Here is an 18,910-nt window from a genome sequence, read left to right on the forward strand (position 1 = left end):
AAGCGCCGCGCGGGCGGCGCTCGATCTCCCAGACAACACATCCCTACCGCCCAACACCCCCCCCACCCCAACTCGATCTAAGCAAGTAACCAAACAATCTCAACCCCCACTGAAAACTTCCTCGTCCAGTTGCACAGCTTGGGCAGATCACCCATTAACAACCTGACGAGGCCACCCCCATGACCACCTTGCAGCACCCCGAACCCAACACCTTCGACCCCGCCGTGCTACTGGCCGCCAGTGTCGACGAAAACACCGTCCCCCGTGGCATGGTCCACCGCGCCGCGGTCAGCGAAGTGTTCCTCACCGGCGCCCAGCGCATCGGCGAAGGCCACTTCCGCTGCCTGGCGCAATTACCGCGCACCCACAGCTACTTCAGCGAACACACCCACCGCGACGCCCACTACGACATGCTGCTGTTGCTCGAAGTGTTCCGCCAGGCGTCCATCTACATCTCCCACGCCTTCCTCGATGTCAGCGCCAAGGACAAGTTCATCTACCTCGACAGCGACACCCGGGTGGTCGAGCGCGCAGCGCTGGTGGTCGGCGACCGCCCGGCCTCGGCACTGATCGAAGTGCGAGTGGTGGACGAATACGTGCGCCACGGCGTGCGCAGCGGCGTGACGCTGGACATGACCCTGGCCCTCAACGGCCGCGTGGCCGCCCGCCACGAACGCATGGCCATCCGATGGATGACTGACGCGGCCTGGAACAAGATGCGCAACCGCGCCATCGCCGCCACCGCCCCGCATGCCGACCCGCGCTCCCAGCTGCCCGCGCCGCTGGCGCCGTTCCAGGTCGGCCGCCACTGGCTGAACAATGTGGTACTGGGGCGCGACATCCAGGTCGATGACGGCCAACTGGTGGGCACCCTGATCGTCGACCAAGGCAACCCGGCGATCTTCGACCACCCCCTGGACCACATCCCCGGCATGCTGCTGCTCGAAGGCTTCCGCCAGATCGCCCTGCTCGCGGCCAAGCGCCAGGCGGGGCTCGCGCCCGACGAGCTGTTGCTGGCGCGGGCCAAGGTGGTGTTCGCCCGCTTCGGCGAGTTCGGCCTGGCCACCGAGGTCCGTGCGGACCTGGGCAGCCTGCGCGTGGCCGACGATGGCCGGGTGCTGCTGAGCCTGACGGTCGAGCAGGGCGGGGCACAATTGGCCAGTGCCGAGGTGGAACTGCAGCGGCTGGTGGAACCGGCCTTGCTGGCCGCCGTGGGAGGTGCCTGATGAGTGCCATCGAGCGAGTCTGGTTCGATTTCGGCGGCGTGCTGTCGCCGCCAATCGATGCACTGTTCGACCAGTATCAGGTCAAGACCGGCATCGCCCCGCTGGCCTTGCAGCAGGCCATCGCCGAGGTGGCTGCCGAGCTGGGCGTGCCACCCTTGGCGCCCATCGAGAATGCCCTGCTCAGCGAGGACGAATGGGGCCGGCGCGTGGAGCTGGCGTTGCTGGCCCAGGCGCCGCCGGCCGACCTGTCGCGGGCGCGCCTGCGCCGCTTCGGCGAGCAATGGTTCGCCGGGGTGCAGGCCAACGTGCACATGGTCGAGGCGGCGCGCACGCTGAAGCAGGCGGGCTATGCCATCGGCATCCTGACCAACAATGTGGTCGAGTGGGAGCCGCACTGGCGGCCCATCGTCGGCCTGGAAGGTGTGGTCGACCTGGTGGTCGATTCCTGCAAGGAAGGTTGCCGCAAACCCGACGCCCAGTTCTTCGACATCGCCCTGGCCCGCGCCGGCCTGCCGGCCCACGCCAACCTGCTGATCGACGACCTGGCCGGCAATGTGGCCGCCGCCGCCGCCCGCGGCTGGCAAACCGTGCACTTTCGCGACAACCCCCAGGCCCTGGCCGATATTGCCCGGGCCACGGGGGTTGGCGCGCTGCTTGCCCAAGGAGAACCTACCTGATGAACATTGCCCTGGACACACTGGCGCGCCAACCGCTGTTGGCAGACATCACCCTCGAGCACATTCCCCAGTTGGATGCCGCACCCGCCTACCGCGAACTGCCCGCCGAAGCTGGCTTCAAACGCATCTTGCTGCCCAGCGGCCACAGCGCCATCCACCTCACCCGGCATGCCGAGGTGCAAGCACTGCTGCTCGACAACCGCGCCATCCGCGCACCCTGCAACGAAGAGGGCGGGCCGAGTTTCCTGCCGACCATCACCCCACCCGAGCTGCTGCTGAACAACGACATCCCCGACCACGGCCGCCTGCGCAAGGTCGTGGCGCGGGATTTCAGCCCCAGTGGCGTGGCCCTGCTGCGCGAAACAGTGGAGCAGGTGACCCACGCCCGCATCGATCTTCTGCGCCAGCAACCGCGCGGCGCCGACCTGTTCAGCCTGGTGCTGGAGCAGGTGCCCTCGACCGTCGACTGCCAGTTGCTGGGCATTCCCCTGGCCGACCGCGACTACTACCGGCCCCTGAGCCATACCGTTCAGGTGGCGTCCGACGCCGACGTGCCCGAGCTGTTGCGCCAGTTCTGGGGCGTGTACGGCTACCTTACCGACCTGGTGACCGGCGCCCGGCCCAGCCATGCCGACGGCCTGATCCAGCGCTTCGTCGCCAGCCGCGATGACAGCGAACCGCCACTGTCAGACAAGGAACTGGTGGGGATTTTGCTGGGTGTACTGATTGGCGGCGACCAGAACATCCTCAGCGTGCTGACCAAGGCCGTGTACGTGCTGCTGGCACAACCGGCGCTGTACCGCAGCCTGGTGGACGACCCGCAGCGTATCCCGCAGGCCGTCGAGGAACTGCTGCGCCTGCTGCCGCTGGGCACCATCTCGACCTTCCCGCGCCTGGCCAGCAGCGACCTGGATGGCCCGTGGGGGCTGATTCCGGCGGGCAGCGTGATCTACGCCGATGCCTTCGCCGCCAACCGTGACCCCGAGGTGTTCCCCGACCCGCTGGCCATTCGCCTGGGCCGCCAGGACGGGCGCCACCTGCAGTTCGGCTATGGCATGCACAACTGCATGGGCGCGGCGCTGGCGCGGCTGGAAATCACCACGGTGCTGCAGATTCTGGTAGAGCGTTTGCCCGATTTGCGCCTGGACATCCCGGCGCACGAAGTGCCGTGGGTCGAGGGCATCATCCTGCGTCGCCCCACGCGCCTGCCGGTGCGCGGCTTCAACACCCCTTGAGCGAATGGACGGACCCATGAAAAGCACACTTTCCGACAATGCCCTGCTGGGCACCATCCTGCTGGCGATCTTCGTCGTGCCCAGTTCCATCTCCGGCACGGCGCTGGCGTTGCCGGCCATCGGCAGCGACATCCAGGCCTCGCTGACCCACCTGCAATGGGTGGTGAATGCCTTCAACCTGGCGTTTGCCTGTTTCACCCTGGCCTGGGGCGCGCTGGCCGACCGCCTGGGTCGCAAACGCTGTTTCGTCGCCGGTGCCGGGCTGTACGTGCTGGCCTCGGTGGTGTCGGCGCTGGCCAGTGACGCCTGGGTGCTGGACCTCGGCCGTGCCTTGGCCGGGGTAGGGGCAGCGGCGATCTTCTCGTGCGGCATCGCCATCCTTTCCACCCACTTCGACGGCCCGGCGCGGCTGCGTGCTTTCGCCCTGTTCGGCACCGTCGCCGGCCTTGGCGTAAGCCTTGGGCCGACGCTGTCGGGGCTGCTGATCGAGGGCGTGGGCTGGCGGGCGATCTTCTGGGCGCACACCCTGACCTTGGCCCTGGTGCTGCTCGGCACACCGTTGATTGCCCGCGATGGCCGCCTGGCCGAGCACAAAACCGGCTTCGATGTTGGCGGCACGGCGCTGTTCGTGCTGGCGTTGCTGGCCTTGATGGTGGCCATCGTGCAGGGCTCGCAGTGGGGCTGGCAGAGCCCGGGCGTGCTCGGCTTGCTGGTGCTCTCGGGGCTGCTGCTGGCGCTGTTCGCCTGGCAAGAGCGGCGCCACCTGCAACCGATGCTCGACCTGTCGCTGCTCGGTAGCGGGCCATTCGTGGGCCTGGCCCTGGTGACGGTTGCGGCCTCGTTCGGCTTCGTCACCTTGCTCACCTACCTGCCCAGCTATTTGTTCGGCGTGCTGCGCCTGGCCCCGACCCAGGCCGGGCTGGCCATGCTGCTGCTGACCGTGCCGATGCTGTTCTGCCCAATTCTGGCCGGCAAGTGGGCCGCCCGGGGCGTGTCGGCGGTGGGCATCCTCAAGGCCAGCCTACTGGCCCTGTTGGCTGGGGTGGTGAGCCTGGCGCTGGTGGCCCAGGTGCAGGCGAGCCTGTGGCAACTGGCAGTGCCGCTGCTGCTGGTGGGTGCCGGCATGGGCCTGTCGGCGGGGCTGGTCGATGGCCTGGCGCTGAAGACCGTGCCTGCGCAGAAGGCCGGCATGGCAGCGGGGCTGCTCAATACCTTCCGCCTGGGCAGCGAGGCGATTGCCGTGGCGGTGTATGGCTCGCTGCTGGCGACCCTGCTCGATGGCCGCCTGCGTGAAGGGCTGGGTGCATTCAGTGCAGAGCCTGCGACCGTGCGTGGCTGGATCGACAGCGTAGCGGCCGGCAACCTGGACGGCGTGGTACAGGGCGCCGCCCAGGCCGAAGCCCTGCAGGCGGTGTTGCGCGCAGGGTACGACAGCGCGTTCCACGGTGTGCTGTGGTTCCTGGCGGCGGTGATCGTGTTGCTCACGGTGCTGATTGGCTGGCTGGTTCGCCCGTTGCGCGAACAGGAGCGCGGCGCATTGGCCGTGCAATAACCCACCGCCCCCCCATGCGATAACGCACCACCACCTGTAGGAGCGAGCGCAGCTCGCGATGGGGCGCGCAGCGGCCCCAAGGTTCTCATTACGCCGGGGCTGCTTTGCAGCCCATCGCGAGCTGCGCTCGCTCCTACCGGGGCCACCGTCAACGGGCGAACACCTATATCGCTTATGCAATATGGGCATATTTTTAACTTTTTATATTCTTTTTCAGCCAATCCCCCCTGGTGCACACTCGACTCAACTGCCAGGGAAGCAGTCAACCGATCACCTGACCGGCCACCACCTTCTTGTCCGATGGCGTGTGCAGTCCCGCAGAAGATTGTCAGACCATGGACGTACAGAACCTGCCCAAGCAGCAGACCGTCACCCGCATCTTCCAGCAACACTACGCCTGGCTGCGTGCACGCCTGGCGTTTCGCACCGGCTGCAACCACAGCGCCGAAGACCTGGCCGCCGAAACCTTCCTGCGTGTGTGGATGCTCCCGGACCCAACCGCGATCCGCGAACCCCGGGCACTGCTGACCACCATCGCGCAACGCTTGATGTACGAAACCTGGCGCCGGCGCGACCTTGAAAAAGCCTACCTACAGGCCTTGGCCCTGGTGCCCGAAGACCTGCAACCCTCGCCCCACGAGCAGTTGATGCTGGTCGAAAGCCTGGTGGCCATCGACCGCCTGCTCGACGGGTTGTCCAGCCAGGCGCGCACGGTGTTCGTGCTGAGCCAGCTCGAAGGCCTGACCTACGTGCAGATCCAGGAGCGCCTGGGGCTGTCGCTGGGACGTATCCACCAACTCATGGCGCAAGCCTTGCGCTGCTGCTACCAGGGCCTGGAAACATGAAGCCGCAACGCCTCGACGACCCGGTGGCCGAGGAGGCCATCGAGTGGATGGTACGCCTGCAGTCCGGCGCGTTCGATGAGCAACAGCAAAGCGAACTGGAACGCTGGCGCAACCGCTCCAGCCACCATCGCCAGGTGTACCAGCGCTTGCTCTCGGGCCTGGCCCGCTTCCAGCAGTCGCCCTGGCGTGGGCGGGCCAGCCAGCCGTTGTTGAACAGCCTCGACCAACCCGACGGGCGCCGGGCTTTGCTGCGCAACGCCCTGGGCGTCTGCCTGCTGCTGGGCGGTGCCGGCTGGCTGGCCAGCAGCCCACGCGACAGCTGGCGCGATGGCCTTGAATACAGCACCCGCACTGCCGAGCGCGGCAGTTGGCGGTTGAGCGATGGCAGCCAGTTGCAGCTCAATGCGCGCAGCCGCGTTTCACTCTGGTTCGACGGCCAGCAGCGGCGCTTGCGCCTGCACGAAGGCGAAATGCTCATCGACGTCGCCCCGCTGGGCCAGCGCCCGCTGGCGATCCAGACGGCCTCCGGCACGTTGTTCAGCGAAGGCGGGCGGCTGGCGCTGCGCGAGGCGCCGGGGCGCGCCCGGGTGGTGACCCTGCAGCAGGCCGCCAGCCTGGCGCCAGGCGCTGCACCGGCGGTATTGCTGCGGGCCGGCCAGGTAACCTGGTTCGACCCGCGCGGGGTGCTGCAGCAGGCGCCGATGGCCGCCATGGAAACGGCCTGGCTGCAAGGCTGGCTGGTGGTGCACGACGAACCGCTGGCCAACCTGGTGGAAGCCTTGCGCAGCTACCGCAAGGGCTGGGTGCGGCTGGACCCGGCGGTGGCGCACCTGCGGGTGAGCGGGCGTTTCCCGCTGGACGACAGCCGCCAGACCTTGGAAATCCTCCAGCAAAGCCTGCCCGTGCGGATCGTTCAGGTCACCGATTACCTGTTGCTCATTGGCCAGCAGCGCACGGCCTGACCGGGCCGGTAGGCAAGAGTTGGCATGAAATTCTCATGCTCCCTGGGAAACGCCGTTATTTGTAGCGAATGGCACACATGTTTGCGCGTTGGCCATGCGAGGGGAGGTTCCATGAGTTGTCTAATCTGCGCGGGTCATGCCGAATCTGTCGATTGCCTGGCCGGTTGGGAAGAACGCAGGTGCGCCCAGTGCGGGTGTTACCGAATGTCTCAGGCGTTGATCCTGACCATGATGGACGAAGGGCAGATTTTCGATGCCGAGAAGATGCGCCATTGGCTGCAACTGCAGCGCAGCGTAGTGGCGATACCCACGATTGCCGCGCAGCAGGCCATCCTGTTGCAGTAGCGCGGGCTTATCCCACCACCGAGCGGCGCCGTTTCTGCCGGTACATGTCGTCATCGGCGCAATTGAGCAGGGTATCGATATCCTCGCCATCCTCCGGGTAGCACGCCACGCCGATGCTGCAGGTGGGCATGCGTAACCCGGCGCACGCGCCGCCCAAGGGCTGCGCCATGGCCGCCAGCACTTCGGCCATCATCCGCGCCAAGTCACCCGCCGAGGCCAATTCGGTCAGCAGCACGGTGAACTCGTCACCGCCCATGCGCGCCACGGTGCCCTGGGCGCCCACGCAGCTTTCCAGGCGCCGCGCTACCGCGCACAGCACACGGTCGCCCATGGCATGGCCGTAGGCGTCGTTGATGCCCTTGAAGTCGTTGATGTCGAGAAACAGCAGGGCCAGCGGCTGTTTGCGCTGCAGCGCCGTGGCCAGGCGCTGGTTGAACAACGCGCGGTTGCACAGGCGGGTCAAGGGGTCGTGGTGGGCGAGAAAACGCAGTTCTTCTTCGGCGCGGGTCAGCGCCGTGACGTTGCGCGCCACACCAATGCGTGCGCCCACTTCCTCGGACCAGGAAGCGGCCCACAGAATGTGCACGACCGCGCCGTCCTTGCGCAGGTAGCGGTTGCGAAAATCCTGGTGCGACTGGCCGTTCATCACCCGGTTGATCGAGGCATACGTTGCTTCAAGGTCTTCGGGGTGCATGTAGCGGGTGATCGGTGTGCCAATCAGTTCATCGGCGCGGTAGCCGAGCAAAGCCTCGCAGGCGTTGCTGACGAAAACGATGGTGTTGTCCCGGTCGACCACGAACACTGTGTCCAGCATCAGGTGTATCAGCTTGGGGTAGAGCGCTTGCAGGTCAACGGGCATGGGGCGGCGTCCGCTACGGTGGGCTCGGGGCGAAGGCAGCATACACAGGGCCGGGGCGGTTCCACCAGTGCGCACTGTCAGGCCACTTGCAGATATACTCCGCGGCCGTTATTCGCGCCCAGGAGTCGCCCATGCAGCAGGTTCTGCTGATCGTTGATGTGCAGTCCACCTTCAGCCCGCCGGAGTGGCTGGTCGATGGCATCCGCCTGCTGTCGGCCAACATTCGGTCGTTCGCCTCGGTGGAACTGCACGACGAGCAGGTCACGCCGTTCCAGCGCCAATTGGGTTGGCACCCGGCTGCCGAAGACGAATGCCTGATCGAGGTCGACCAGGTGTTCATCAAGCACGGCTACGGGCAAACCGCCGAAACCCTCGAGGCCATCAAGCGGCTGGGCGTGGAGCGGGTGCTGGTGTGCGGCATGCAAACTGAGACCTGTGTTCTGGCGGCCGGTTTTGCCTTGTTCGACGCAGGGCTTACACCCACGCTGGTCACCGACCTGACGGTGGGCTCTTCGCTCGACCGCTCTGGGCAATTGGGCATCGACCTGTGGAAGCACCACTTCCACCACGTCACTACCCGCGCCGAAATCCTTGCCGCGCTTGCACCTACGGAAACTTCATAACCCTCTATTTTTGTAGGAGCGGGCTTGCCCCGCGAAGCAGGCACCGCGGTGCATGGCACCGGCTACGCCGGTGTTCGCGGGGCAAGCCCGCTCCTACAGGGAATGCAGCACGCCTGCTGGCATTGTTCCTTGGGCGAAAAATCACTCCAGAGGTGCATCCGTTTCCTTTAGCATGAACCCCGACCCCTCCCTCTCCACTGCCTTGCCTGCCATGACTGCCCTCTACCTCAAATTCCTCATCACCCCCACCCTGATGCTCGCCATTTCCCTGGCGTCCAAACGCTGGGGCACGAAAATCGGTGGGCTGCTCTCCGGCCTGCCCGTCACCTCGGCGCTGGTAATGCTGTTCCTCAGCCTTGAACAAGGCCCTGGCTTCGCCCTGCAAGCCGTGCCGGGTGCGCTGGCGGGCCTGGCGACGGTGCAGGCCACCTACCTGTTCTACTTCCTGGCAACCCGCCGGGTATCGGCGTTCCCTGGCTGCATCGCCGCGCTGCTGGTGTACGCCGCCAGCGCCGCGCTGATGAGCCACCTGCATGCGGTGGCACTGTCGGTGGTGGTGACGCTGGTGATGCTGAGCCTGATCATCGTCGTGACCGCCCGCCAGGTCGTGCCGGCCAATGCCAAGGTGGTGCAGTTGCCGCGCTGGGTCATTCCCATGCGCATGCTCACCGCCACCCTGTTGCTGCTGGCCATCACCGCCAGTGCGCAATGGCTCGGGCCGGTGGCCAGCGGGCTGCTGGCGCCGATCCCGGTGATCGCCTGGCCACTGGCGGTGTTCGCCCATGTGCAGGGCGGGCACCATGAGCTGGGGGCGATCGTGCGCGGCAATGCCATCGGTGGCGTCGGGGTGCTGGGGTTCTACCTGGCGGTAAACGGTTTGATCGTGCAGTGGGGCACATTGGCGTCGATTGCCGTGGCGGTGGTGTTGGCCGTGGTCGCAACCTTTGTCTTGGCCAAGCTGCTGGATCGGCGCTGAACCCTCGCGCCGGCGCCTAGCAGGGCCGGCGCAACCCCTTAGCACACGATGGTTTGCAGCGGCCTTGTATCGCTGTGTATCAAACTACCCCTCCCTTGCGTTCGCATACAAAAGCCTCTCCTGGTCGATACGCCCCGGATACACGCCTCAGGCCAAATGGCCCAGCCCGAACGAACACGCCCAACGGCCTGCGTTCCCTGGCTCATACGCCCATGACGGCATGACCTTACGACCATTCAGGAGAAACACCATGTCCCGTATCCAGTTCCCCAACAAAACCCGCCTCGGCCTGCTGAGCATCGCCCTGGCCGGTGGCCTCAGCATGGCCTCGGCAGCCTTCGCCGTCGAAGCCTTGCCGCAGGGTTACCAGCTGGCCGCTGCGCAGAAGGCCGGGGAGGGCAAGTGTGGCGAAGGCAAGTGCGGCGCCGCCGAGGCCAAGGCCACCAAGGCCGAAGGCAAGTGCGGTGAGGGCAAGTGCGGTGCCACGGGCGCCAAGGTTACCCAGGCTGAAGGCAAATGCGGTGAAGGCAAGTGCGGCGATGCCTCCTTCGCCCGTACCGACACCGACCACGATGGCCGTGTGTCCCGCGCCGAGCTGCTGGCCGTGGCGCCAGGGGCCAACGCCGAGTTCGACAAGATCGACGCCAACCACGACGGCTACCTCTCCGAAGCCGAGGTGTACCAGTACCGCAAGCACCAGTTCGACGCCAATGGCAAGCCGTTCCCCAACGACCTGTACAGCAAGCTGAGCCAGGCCAGCAACTGACCCGCCCTGCCACCTTCCCCGCGCCCAGGGCCGGGGAGGGTGCCTGCCCGCACGCCTTGCCAAGGACTCCACCCATGACTTCATCTCTTGCCCTGCGCGGCGCCGGCCTTGGCCTGCGGCGTGGCCTGATGCCCGAGCTGCTGGCCCTGCAGCCCGGTGCCGTGGACTTTCTCGAATGCGCGCCAGACAACTGGATCGGTGTCGGCGGCCAGCACGGCGCGGGCCTTGCGCAGTTGGCCGAGCGCTTTCCCCTGGCCTGCCATGGCCTGTCGCTGTCGCTGGGCGGCCCAGCGCCGCTCGACCACCAATTCCTGCGCCAGATTCGCAGCTTTCTTGACCAATACCAGGTGCCACTGTTCAGCGAACACCTGAGCTACTGCGCCGACGATGGCCACCTGTACGACCTGATTCCCCTGCCGTTCACCGACGAAGCCGTGCGCCACACCGCCGCGCGCATCCGCGAGGTGCAGGACGCCCTGGGCCGACGCATCGCCGTGGAGAATATTTCCTACTACGCCGCGCCTTACCAGGCCATGAGCGAAATCCAATTCCTGCAGGCCGTGCTGGCCGAGGCCGACTGCGACCTGCTGCTGGACATCAACAACCTGGTGGTCAATGCCTGCAACCACCGTTACGACGCCGCGCAGTTTCTCGCCCAGGTGCCCGCCGAGCGGGTGGTGTGCCTGCACGTGGCCGGGCATTACGACGAAGCGCCGGACCTGAAGATCGACACCCACGGCGCCAGCGTGCGGCCCGATGTGTGGCAGCTGCTGGCCAGCGCCTACCAGCATCTGGGCTGCGTACCGACTTTGCTCGAACGCGACTTCAACCTGCCGCCGATGGCCGAATTGCTCGGTGAAGTGGCCTGTATCCGCAACCTGCAGGCCCATGCACAAGCGCTGGAGGTGCGTCATGGCTGAACAGCTGCGCGCGCAGCAACTGCGCATGGCCAATCACATCCGTGATCCACAAGCCAATCCGCCACCGCCCGGCATCGAGGCGCGGCGCCTGGCGGTGTATCGCCAGTTGTTCCTGGGCAATGTGCAATCGATGCTGGCGGGTAGTTTTCCGGTGCTGCATGCCAGCCTTGCCCCCGGGCAATGGCAAACGCTGACGGCAGACTTCTACGCCAATCACCGCTGCCAGACGCCTTTGTTCACCGAAATGGCCGGCGAGCTGGTCGACTATTTGCAGCACCGGGCTGACCTACCTGGCTGGGTGGCGGAGCTTGCCCATTACGAGTGGATCGAAACGGTATTGCTGCTGGCCGATGACGCCGAACCTGCCCATGACCCGGACGGTGACTTGCTCGACGGCGTGCCGGTGCTGTCCCGCCTGGCCTGCCCGCTGGCCTATGCCTGGCCGGTGAGCCAGATCGGCCCCGGCCATCTGCCGCAACAGCCACCGGCCGAGCCATCCTTGCTGCTGGCCTGCCGCGGCCGGGATCACCAGGTGCAGTTCTCGCGCCTGGCGCCGTTGGCCCATGCCTTGCTGGTATCGCTGCAGGAACAGCCGCTCACCGGCCGTGAGCACTTGGCAGCACTGGCCGCGCTCGTCGGTGCCGAGCCTGAAAGCCTCCAGCTGCAGGGCCTGGCGCTCCTAAACGACCTCAAAGCCCAAGGCGTGCTCCTAGGCACAACCCCACGCACGTACCTCAACCCCCTGTAGGAGCGGGCTTGCCCCGCGAACACCGGCGCAGCCGGTGCCATGCACCGCGCCGCCTGCTTCGCGGGTCAAGCCCGCGCCTACAAAGGCCTCTGAAAAATCCAAGGGGGTAATGGCCAATTGCCCCGACCAGCAGCATTGGCGCAGGCACCCGCCGTGCACTAGCGTTCAGGTAATTTCCTACCTCCACGCTGCGAGTCGACCGACATCATGCCGGACCTGCGCCCGAACCCCACGGTTGCCCTGGAGTACAACGCCGGACGCACGATTTTCAGCGACTTCCTGCACCACGCCCAGCAATCTCCCGACACGCCAGCCTTACTCGCCCCGGGCGTCAGCTGCAGCTATGGGCAACTGGAGCGGATCAGCCATGGCATTGCCACGGCCCTGCTGGCCCGCGGCGCGCAAGCCGATGACCGGGTGGTGATCGTTGCCAGCCGCAGCGCCGGGCTGGTCTACGCCATGCTTGGCGCCTTGCGTGCGGGGCTGGCGTTCACCGTTGCCGACAGGTCATACCCGCCCGCGCGCATCGAACAGATCATCCAGGCCTTGCAGCCCAGGTGCCTGTTGCTGTGCGGCGACGCCGAGCATGCCGGCGGGCTGCAGGTGCCAGACGCGCCAGCCCAGGCCCTCAGCCACTTCCCGGCCACCGCTGCGTCCTTGCCCCAGGTGAACCCCGAGCAACCGGCCTACGTCACCTTTACCTCCGGCAGCACCGGTGTACCCAAGGGCGTGCTTACCCACCACGCCCCGCTGGTGCATTTCATCGATTGGCATGTGCAGCACCACGGCTTCACCGCACAAGACCGCTTCTCCATGCTCTCGGGCCTGGGCCACGACCCGGTATACCGCGATGTGTTCACGCCGCTGTCGATCGGTGCCACGGTCTGCTGCCCGGCCCAGTCGACCCTGGTCAACCCCGCGCAGTTGGCTGCCTGGCTCGACCAGCAAGGCATCACCACCGTGCACCTGACGCCACCGCTGGGCAAACTGGTCGAAGCCGGTGCGGCCCTTGAACGGCGCGTGTTCCCGCGCCTGCGCTACCTGTTCTGGGGGGGCGACGCGCTGGGCCACGCCCAGTATGAACAGGTACGCAAGCTTGCCCCCAACGCCCGCAACGTCAACTTCTACGGCACGACCGAAACCCCACAGGCCATGGCCTTTCAACCGCTCGACGGCCTGGCGCCGGGCATGCGCCTGCCGCTGGGCAAGGGCATCGACGGCGCGCAGTTGCTGGTGGTTACCCCCAGCAACCAGCTGGCCGCGCCAGGCGAGGAGGGCGAGATCCTGATTCGCAGCCCCTACCTGTCGCTGGGCTATTGGCAGGACCCCGCCCTGACCGCGCAAAAGTTCGTGGCCAACCCCTTCACCGGGCGGGCCGATGACCGCTGCTACCGCACCGGCGACCTGGGCCGCTACCTGGCGGACGGCAGCGTCGATTTCCTTGGGCGCGGTGACAGCCAGGTGAAAATCCGCGGCCACCGAATCGAACTGGGCGAAATCGAATGCGCCCTGGCCCGCCACGGGCAGGTCAGGCAGTGCGTGGTGCTGCTCGATCAGGCCAACCCCGCGCCCAGGCTGGTGGCCTACTGCGTGGCAGCACAGCCGGTGACTGGCACGCAGTTGCGTGAGGCCTTGGCGCAGCAGTTGCCGGACTACATGGTGCCGGCGCAGTTCGTGTTTCTCGACGCCATCCCGCTCACCCCCAACGGCAAAATCGACAAGCGTGCGCTGCCGGCACCGGCTGCCGACAGCGTGCCAGGCAACCAGGCATTGACGCCCCTTGCCCAGCAACTGGCAGAGGCCTGGGCGCAGATCCTCCAAGTGCCAGCCATCGATGCAAACCTGAGCTTCGTGGAACTGGGGGGCGATTCGCTGACCTTCGTGCAAGCCTCGCAGGTGCTGGAGGAGTTGACCGGGCAGTTGCCGGCCCGCTGGGAGATGCTGCCTGTGCGCGAGCTTGCCGAGCTTGGCGTGCGGCCAAAGGCGAAGTTGCAATGGCGGGACATGGAAATCACCGTGTTCCTGCGCATGGTCGCGATCATCACCATCGTTGCCGGGCACCTTGGCCTGTTCGACAAAGGCCTGCTGGTGGGCGAAACCACCTCGTTGTACCTGGTGTCGGGCATCGGCCTGGCGCGCTTTCAGCTCGGCGCCATCCACGCCCGTGGCGACGCCCGCTCGCTGCTCAAGTCCATGGCCAGCATCGCCGTGCCTACGCTGCTGTACACCGCGCTGGTGCAGTTTCTGTTCGACAAGGTGCGCTGGCAGTCACTGCTGCTGGTGTCCAACTGGTTCCCCGTGCAGGAGGTGGGCTACTTCAGCTACTGGTACGTCGAGGTGCTGGTGCAAATGGTGCTGATCATCGGCCTGGTGCTGTCGATCAAACCGGTGTGCCGCCGGCTGATGGCCGACCCATTCCGCTGCCTGTTGCTGGCGGCCTGTGCACTAATGCTGGCCGATGTGCTGCTGAGCTTGTACGTGTTCGACGCAGCCCCCTTGCTCAACCGGGTGCCACAGCACTACCTGGGCGTCATGGTGCTGGGCATGGCCGTGCACTTTGCCGACAGCCCTCGGCGCAAGTGGCTGGCCAGCGCAGTGGCGCTGCTGATGATCGGCGAGCGAGAGGTCATGGCCATCACCAGCTTCGGCTGGGCCCAATGGTCCCTGGCGGTGCACATCGACATCGCCTTGCCCGCGGTGCTGGCGTTGATCTGGGTGCGCGCGGTGCCACTGCCGGGGCTCCTGGCCAAGGGCGGCGCGCTGATTGCCTCCTCGACGCTGTACATTTACCTTACCCACTTCCAGTTCCAGTCGGTGGCCCGGCGCATCAGCGACCAGCCGCTGCTGGCCGTGGCCCTGGCCCTGGTGGGGGGTATCGTGGTGGGCCTATGCTGGAACACCTTGAGCCGCGCTGTGCTGCTGCGCTGCGGGATCGGCCGCAAGAAACCCGCTGCAGACGCACTAGGGCGGATAGCCTGAGCCGAGTGGCGCGCCAACACATTTTTGACATATTTTGTTATAACGTTTCGGCGCTCGTCGCCTTGACAGTCCGTTTTTTCGGCGCTTCATCGGCGACGCCTGGTATTTCCTGGAGTCTTCATGAGAGTCGATCTGGACAGCGAGGCACAAGACCTCGATGGCTTTCCCCGTTTTCAACGCGCCCAAGGCCAGGCTCGACGGCTGGTGGTGCTGACGTACCTGGCACTGGCCGCCGCCTTGTTGTTGTGGATGCTGCAGGGCCTGATAAAAATCTTCAACGCCGACTCCCATTGGGTGGTGCTGCTAGGGGTCAACGCGGCTGGGCTGTTGCTGCTGGCCGCTGGCGCGCAGTCTGCCTGGCGGGTGGCCTTCTGGCGCGCCCAGGCCATGGGCGCGCCGGCCACTTCGCTGCTGTTCTGGCGCGGCCAGGGTGCTGCGGCCGAGCCTGAGGTGCTGACCGGCTTCGCGTTGTGGAGCCACAACCTCGGCCAAGCCTGGCGGCGCAGGCTTGAGGCCATGGGAACGCAAGTATTCTGGCTGGGCGGGCTGGCCTTGATGGCGCTGCTGTTGGTCAGCGGCGTGTGGCGGTTCGACTTGCCGGTGCCACAACCGGCAGGGCAGGCTAGCTGGCTGGCCATCGGCCTGTTCACCGTGGCGGCTTTCGGGCTGGTGGTGACCGAGCGCCACCTGGCCGCCGAATCGCCCTCAAGCTGGCCCGAGGCCGCGCCGTTGGCTGGGCTGATGCGCCTGGTCATCGCCGTGCAGGCAGTGAGCGTGGTCTGCCTGTTGGGCGTCGACGGGCAGCGCCTGTGGCCAGCCTGGCTGGCGGTGCTGCTGGGGGTGTTGCCGGCGCTGGCGGCGCTGGAGCTACTGGTGCGGGCAGCGGTGTCGCTGTTTCGCCCACGGCGCCCGCGCGAAGAGCCCACGTTGGTGGCCCGCTGCCTGGTGGCCAGCCTGCTGCAATGGCCACCCCGGCCCTTGGCGGTGTTGCAGGGCGAACTGCACCAGCGCCTGGGCATCGACCTGCGGCAAGTCTGGGCCTTTGCCTTCATGCGCCGGGCCTTGCTGCCGGTGCTGCTGTGCGTGGCCCTGGCAGGCTGGTTGCTGACCAGCCTGGTTCAGGTGCCCATGAGCAACCGTGGCATCTACGAGCGTTTCGGCAAGCCGGTGGCGGTGTACCCGCCAGGCTTGCACCTGGGCCTGCCATGGCCGTTTGGCCGGGTGCTGATGGTCGACAACAGCGTCATCCATGAACTGGCCACCTCCGGCGCCGACCGCGCCGCCGAACCGCTGGCTGCTGCCGAAGGCCCCGCACCGCTGGCGGCGAACCGCCTGTGGGATGCCACTCACCTGAGCGAGAACTCCCAGGTGATTGCCGGCACCGACGGCGGGCGCCAAGGCTTTCAAGTGGTGAATATGGACGTGCGCTTCATCTACCGCATCGGCCTGAGCGATGAAGCAGCGCTGGCAGCCACCTACCACAGCGCCGATGTCGCCCAGCTGTTGCGCAGCACGGCCAACCGGGTGCTGGTGCACGACTTTGCCGGCCGTTCCCTGGATGGCCTGCTGGGCGCCGAGCGCGAGGCGCTTGGGCGTGACATCGGCCGCGCCGTGCAGGCCGACCTCGACCGCATGGGCAGCGGCGTGGAACTGCTGGCCACCGCAGTGGAAGCGATCCACCCGCCGGCTGGCGCGGCCAACGCCTACCATGCCGTGCAGGCTGCGCAGATCACCGCCCAGGCCCTGATCGCCCGCGACCGCGGGCAAGCCGCGCAGCAGGCCAACCAGGCCCGGCAAACCGCCACCGCGCTGGTCGACAAGGCCACTGCCGACGCCCATGCCACGCAGGCCGAGGCCGACACCGCCGCCTTGCGCTTCAGTGCCGAACGCAGCGCCTGGCAGCAGGCCGGGCAGGCATTTCTGCTGGAGCAGTACCTGGACCGCCTGGCCCACGGCATGGCCGGGGCCAACAGCCTGATCATCGACCACCGCCTGGCGCAAACCCAGGCACCGACCCTGGACCTGCGCAGTTACGCAGCCCCGGTCGACCCTGCACAGTCCCCATCCGTTTCCGGCCGTTCCCAGGAGCGCACCCAGTGAGTCCCCATAGCACACACGCCCACGGGCATGACCATTCTGCTCACGCCCACGGACATGACCATTCTGCTCACGACCACGACCACGACCACGACCACGACCACGACCACGACCATGGACAGGGTACTGGTCGCCCGGCCTGGCTGCGCCTCGGCGTGGCACTGTTGCTGGTGCTGGTCATGGCCGTTACCGCCTGTTTCATCCAGGTCCGCGTGGGGGAAGCCACGGTCATCACGCGCTTCGGCAACCCGGCGCGCATCCTCACCGAACCGGGCCTGGCCTGGCGCTGGCCGGTGCCGTTCGAAACCGCGGTGCCGGTCGACCTGCGCCTGCGTACCACCTCCAGCGGCTTGCAGGATGTGGGCACGCGCGATGGCTTGCGCATCATTGTCCAGGCCTATATCGCCTGGCAGGTTGCCCCTGACCCGCAGCATATCCAGCTGTTCATGCGTGCGGTGCAGAACCAGCCCGACGAAGCGGCCCGGCAAATCCGTACCTTGGTGGGCTCGGCGCTGGAAACCACGGCCAGCGGCTTCGAGCTGGCCGACCTGGTCAATGTCGATGCCAGCCGGGTGCGCATCGACGCCTTCGAGCAACGCCTAAACCAGCAGATCGCCCAGCAGCTGGCCGACACCTACGGGGTGCGCGTGGTGCAGGTAGGCATCGAGCGCCTGACCCTGCCCAAGGTCACCCTCGATGCCACCGTCGACCGCATGCGCGCCGAACGCGAAACCATCGCCACCGAGCGCACCGCCGAAGGCAAGCGCAAGGCTGCCGAAATTCAGTCGGGTGCCGAGCGCGATGCACGCATCCTGGAGGCCGATGCCAACGCCAAGGCGGCGCAGATCCAGGCCCAGGCACAAGTGGAGGCCGCGCAGGTCTACGGCAAGGCCTACGCCGGCGCGCCGCAGCTGTATACCTTGCTGCGCTCGCTGGACACCCTGGGCGCGGTGATCAACCCCGGCACCCGCCTGGTGCTGCGCACCGACGCCGCACCGTTCCGGGCGCTGGTGGACGGGCCACTGCTGATGGCCCCCGCAGGAGGCGCCCATGACAAACCGTGAAACAGGCGCCGAAGGGCCTTGGTTGCAGGCCGGGCGCATCGGCTTTCTCGCCTTGTACGCAGCCACCCTGCTGGCGGCGCTGGGCTGGCTGTTTGGCAATGTGCGCCAGGTCGGCCCGGAAAGCCGGGCCGTGGTGCTGCGCCTGGGGGCCGAGGAGCGTATCCAGAATGCCGGCCTGCTGCTTGCCTGGCCGCAGCCGTTCGAACAGGTGGTGATGCTGCCCTCGGCCGGGCGCGTCAGCGAGCGCCGGGTCGAGTTGCTGCTGCGCTCGGCGCTGGCGCAGAAATCCGACAAGGACGGCACCCTGGCCAGTGACGCCACGGCCGGTTCCGGCTACCTGCTCACCGGGGATGCCGGGGCAGTGCAGCTGGATGTGCGGGTGTTCTACCAGGTGACCGACCCCTACGCATTCGCCCGCCAGGGCAACCACGTGGAACCTGCGCTGGACCGCCTGGTAGAACGCAATGCCGTGCAGGTTTGCGCCTCCCGTGACATGGACGCCATCCTGGTTGCGCGCCCCGAGCTGGTGGGCGCCGACGCCCAGGCAGCCGAGCGCCGCGAGCGCCTGCGCGGCGATTTGCAGCAGGGCATCAACACCAGCCTGGGGCGCCTGCAGGCGGCCGGGGCGGGCCTGGGCATCGAGGTGACCCGGGTGGATATCCAGTCCTCCCTGCCGTGGTCGGCCGTCAGTGCCTTCAATGGCGTGCTCACCGCCAGCCAGCAGGCCGAGCAGGCGGTGGCCAGGGCGCGCAACGACGCCGCCCAGCGCTTGCAGCAAGCCACCCAGGCGGCAGACCGCACCGTGCAGGTGGCCCAGGCCGAAGCCCGCGAGCGGCTGGCCCGCGCCCACGCCGACACCGCCACCATCGTTGCGCTCAGCCAGGAGCACGACCCGCAATTGCTGCAGCGCCTTTACCGCGAGCGTATCCCGGCGATTCTCGCCCGCGCCGGCGCTGTCACCACCGTCGATAACCAGGACGCAGGGCACATGATCCTGCAGGGGCCCAAGCCTTGAGTAGCCATCACTGTGACGGGC

General features: G+C 67.0%; 17 protein-coding genes. 16 read left to right on the forward strand and 1 reads right to left on the reverse strand.

From position 1 onward, the window contains the following. The first annotated feature begins 179 nt into the window (after positions 1-179). From F3J44_RS14670 to F3J44_RS14700, 7 genes are all read left to right on the forward strand, one after another. Complete coding sequence (locus F3J44_RS14670; protein ID WP_167056945.1) at positions 180-1,226, forward strand: ScbA/BarX family gamma-butyrolactone biosynthesis protein; 1,047 nt, start codon at positions 180-182, stop codon at positions 1,224-1,226. Continuing rightward, a complete protein-coding gene (locus F3J44_RS14675; protein WP_167273578.1) occupies positions 1,226-1,903 on the forward strand; it encodes an HAD-IA family hydrolase in 678 nt (225 codons plus the stop codon). Before F3J44_RS14670 ends, F3J44_RS14675 begins: the two co-directional genes overlap by 1 nt. Next, a complete protein-coding gene (locus F3J44_RS14680; RefSeq protein ID WP_167273582.1) occupies positions 1,903-3,138 on the forward strand; it encodes a cytochrome P450 in 1,236 nt (411 codons plus the stop codon). The genes F3J44_RS14675 and F3J44_RS14680 overlap by 1 nt, the downstream gene beginning before the upstream one ends. Positions 3,139-3,154: 16 nt before the next feature. Continuing rightward, positions 3,155-4,690: an MFS transporter gene (locus F3J44_RS14685; RefSeq protein WP_167273585.1), complete on the forward strand. Its 1,536-nt coding sequence runs from the start codon at positions 3,155-3,157 to the stop codon at positions 4,688-4,690. A gap of 335 nt (positions 4,691-5,025) precedes the next feature. Continuing rightward, a complete protein-coding gene (locus F3J44_RS14690; protein ID WP_167056933.1) occupies positions 5,026-5,535 on the forward strand; it encodes a sigma-70 family RNA polymerase sigma factor in 510 nt (169 codons plus the stop codon). Further along, complete coding sequence (locus F3J44_RS14695) at positions 5,532-6,497, forward strand: FecR domain-containing protein (RefSeq protein WP_167273588.1); 966 nt, start codon at positions 5,532-5,534, stop codon at positions 6,495-6,497. Before F3J44_RS14690 ends, F3J44_RS14695 begins: the two co-directional genes overlap by 4 nt. Before the next feature lie 204 nt (positions 6,498-6,701). Further along, positions 6,702-6,842 carry a hypothetical protein gene (locus tag F3J44_RS14700; RefSeq protein WP_167056927.1) on the forward strand — a complete coding sequence of 47 codons (141 nt, stop codon included), beginning with the start codon at positions 6,702-6,704 and terminating at the stop codon, positions 6,840-6,842. 7 nt (positions 6,843-6,849) lie between these two features. Here F3J44_RS14700 and F3J44_RS14705 read toward each other — a convergent pair whose 3' ends face one another. Continuing rightward, positions 6,850-7,701 carry a GGDEF domain-containing protein gene (locus tag F3J44_RS14705; protein WP_167056925.1) on the reverse strand — a complete coding sequence of 284 codons (852 nt, stop codon included), beginning with the start codon at positions 7,699-7,701 and terminating at the stop codon, positions 6,850-6,852. Positions 7,702-7,832: 131 nt separating this feature from the next. On the opposite strand from F3J44_RS14705, the gene F3J44_RS14710 reads away from it, so the two are divergent. The 9 genes from F3J44_RS14710 (at position 7,833) to hflK (F3J44_RS14750) (ending at position 18,889) form a co-directional block, all read left to right on the forward strand. Then, on the forward strand, positions 7,833-8,324 hold the full coding sequence (locus F3J44_RS14710; protein WP_167273590.1) for an isochorismatase family protein: 492 nt from the start codon (positions 7,833-7,835) through the stop codon (positions 8,322-8,324). 211 nt (positions 8,325-8,535) lie between these two features. Then, complete coding sequence (locus F3J44_RS14715; protein WP_167273594.1) at positions 8,536-9,300, forward strand: hypothetical protein; 765 nt, start codon at positions 8,536-8,538, stop codon at positions 9,298-9,300. A gap of 250 nt (positions 9,301-9,550) precedes the next feature. Next, the gene (locus F3J44_RS14720) at positions 9,551-10,066 is read left to right on the forward strand and encodes a hypothetical protein (protein ID WP_167273597.1); all 516 of its coding nucleotides are present in this window, start codon (positions 9,551-9,553) and stop codon (positions 10,064-10,066) included. A gap of 74 nt (positions 10,067-10,140) precedes the next feature. Continuing rightward, the gene (locus F3J44_RS14725) at positions 10,141-10,986 is read left to right on the forward strand and encodes a DUF692 domain-containing protein (protein WP_167273599.1); all 846 of its coding nucleotides are present in this window, start codon (positions 10,141-10,143) and stop codon (positions 10,984-10,986) included. Continuing rightward, positions 10,979-11,734, forward strand: coding sequence for a DUF2063 domain-containing protein (locus tag F3J44_RS14730; protein WP_167273602.1), 756 nt, complete (start codon positions 10,979-10,981; stop codon positions 11,732-11,734). Before F3J44_RS14725 ends, F3J44_RS14730 begins: the two co-directional genes overlap by 8 nt. A gap of 207 nt (positions 11,735-11,941) precedes the next feature. Next, the gene (locus F3J44_RS14735) at positions 11,942-14,713 is read left to right on the forward strand and encodes an amino acid adenylation domain-containing protein (RefSeq protein WP_167273605.1); all 2,772 of its coding nucleotides are present in this window, start codon (positions 11,942-11,944) and stop codon (positions 14,711-14,713) included. A 120-nt stretch (positions 14,714-14,833) separates the two neighbouring features. After that, entirely contained in the window at positions 14,834-16,813 is a 1,980-nt protein-coding gene (gene hflK, locus F3J44_RS14740) for a protease modulator HflK (RefSeq protein ID WP_167273607.1), read from the forward strand. Further along, entirely contained in the window at positions 16,810-17,874 is a 1,065-nt protein-coding gene (gene hflC / locus F3J44_RS14745) for a protease modulator HflC (protein WP_167273610.1), read from the forward strand. The genes hflK (F3J44_RS14740) and hflC overlap by 4 nt, the downstream gene beginning before the upstream one ends. Beyond that, positions 17,861-18,889 carry a protease modulator HflK gene (gene hflK / locus F3J44_RS14750; protein ID WP_167056888.1) on the forward strand — a complete coding sequence of 343 codons (1,029 nt, stop codon included), beginning with the start codon at positions 17,861-17,863 and terminating at the stop codon, positions 18,887-18,889. Before hflC ends, hflK (F3J44_RS14750) begins: the two co-directional genes overlap by 14 nt. The last annotated feature ends 21 nt before the right edge of the window (positions 18,890-18,910 follow it).

Origin of the sequence: Pantoea sp. Tr-811 (assembly GCF_011752535.1) — a bacterium.
Lineage (GTDB): Bacteria > Pseudomonadota > Gammaproteobacteria > Pseudomonadales > Pseudomonadaceae > Aquipseudomonas.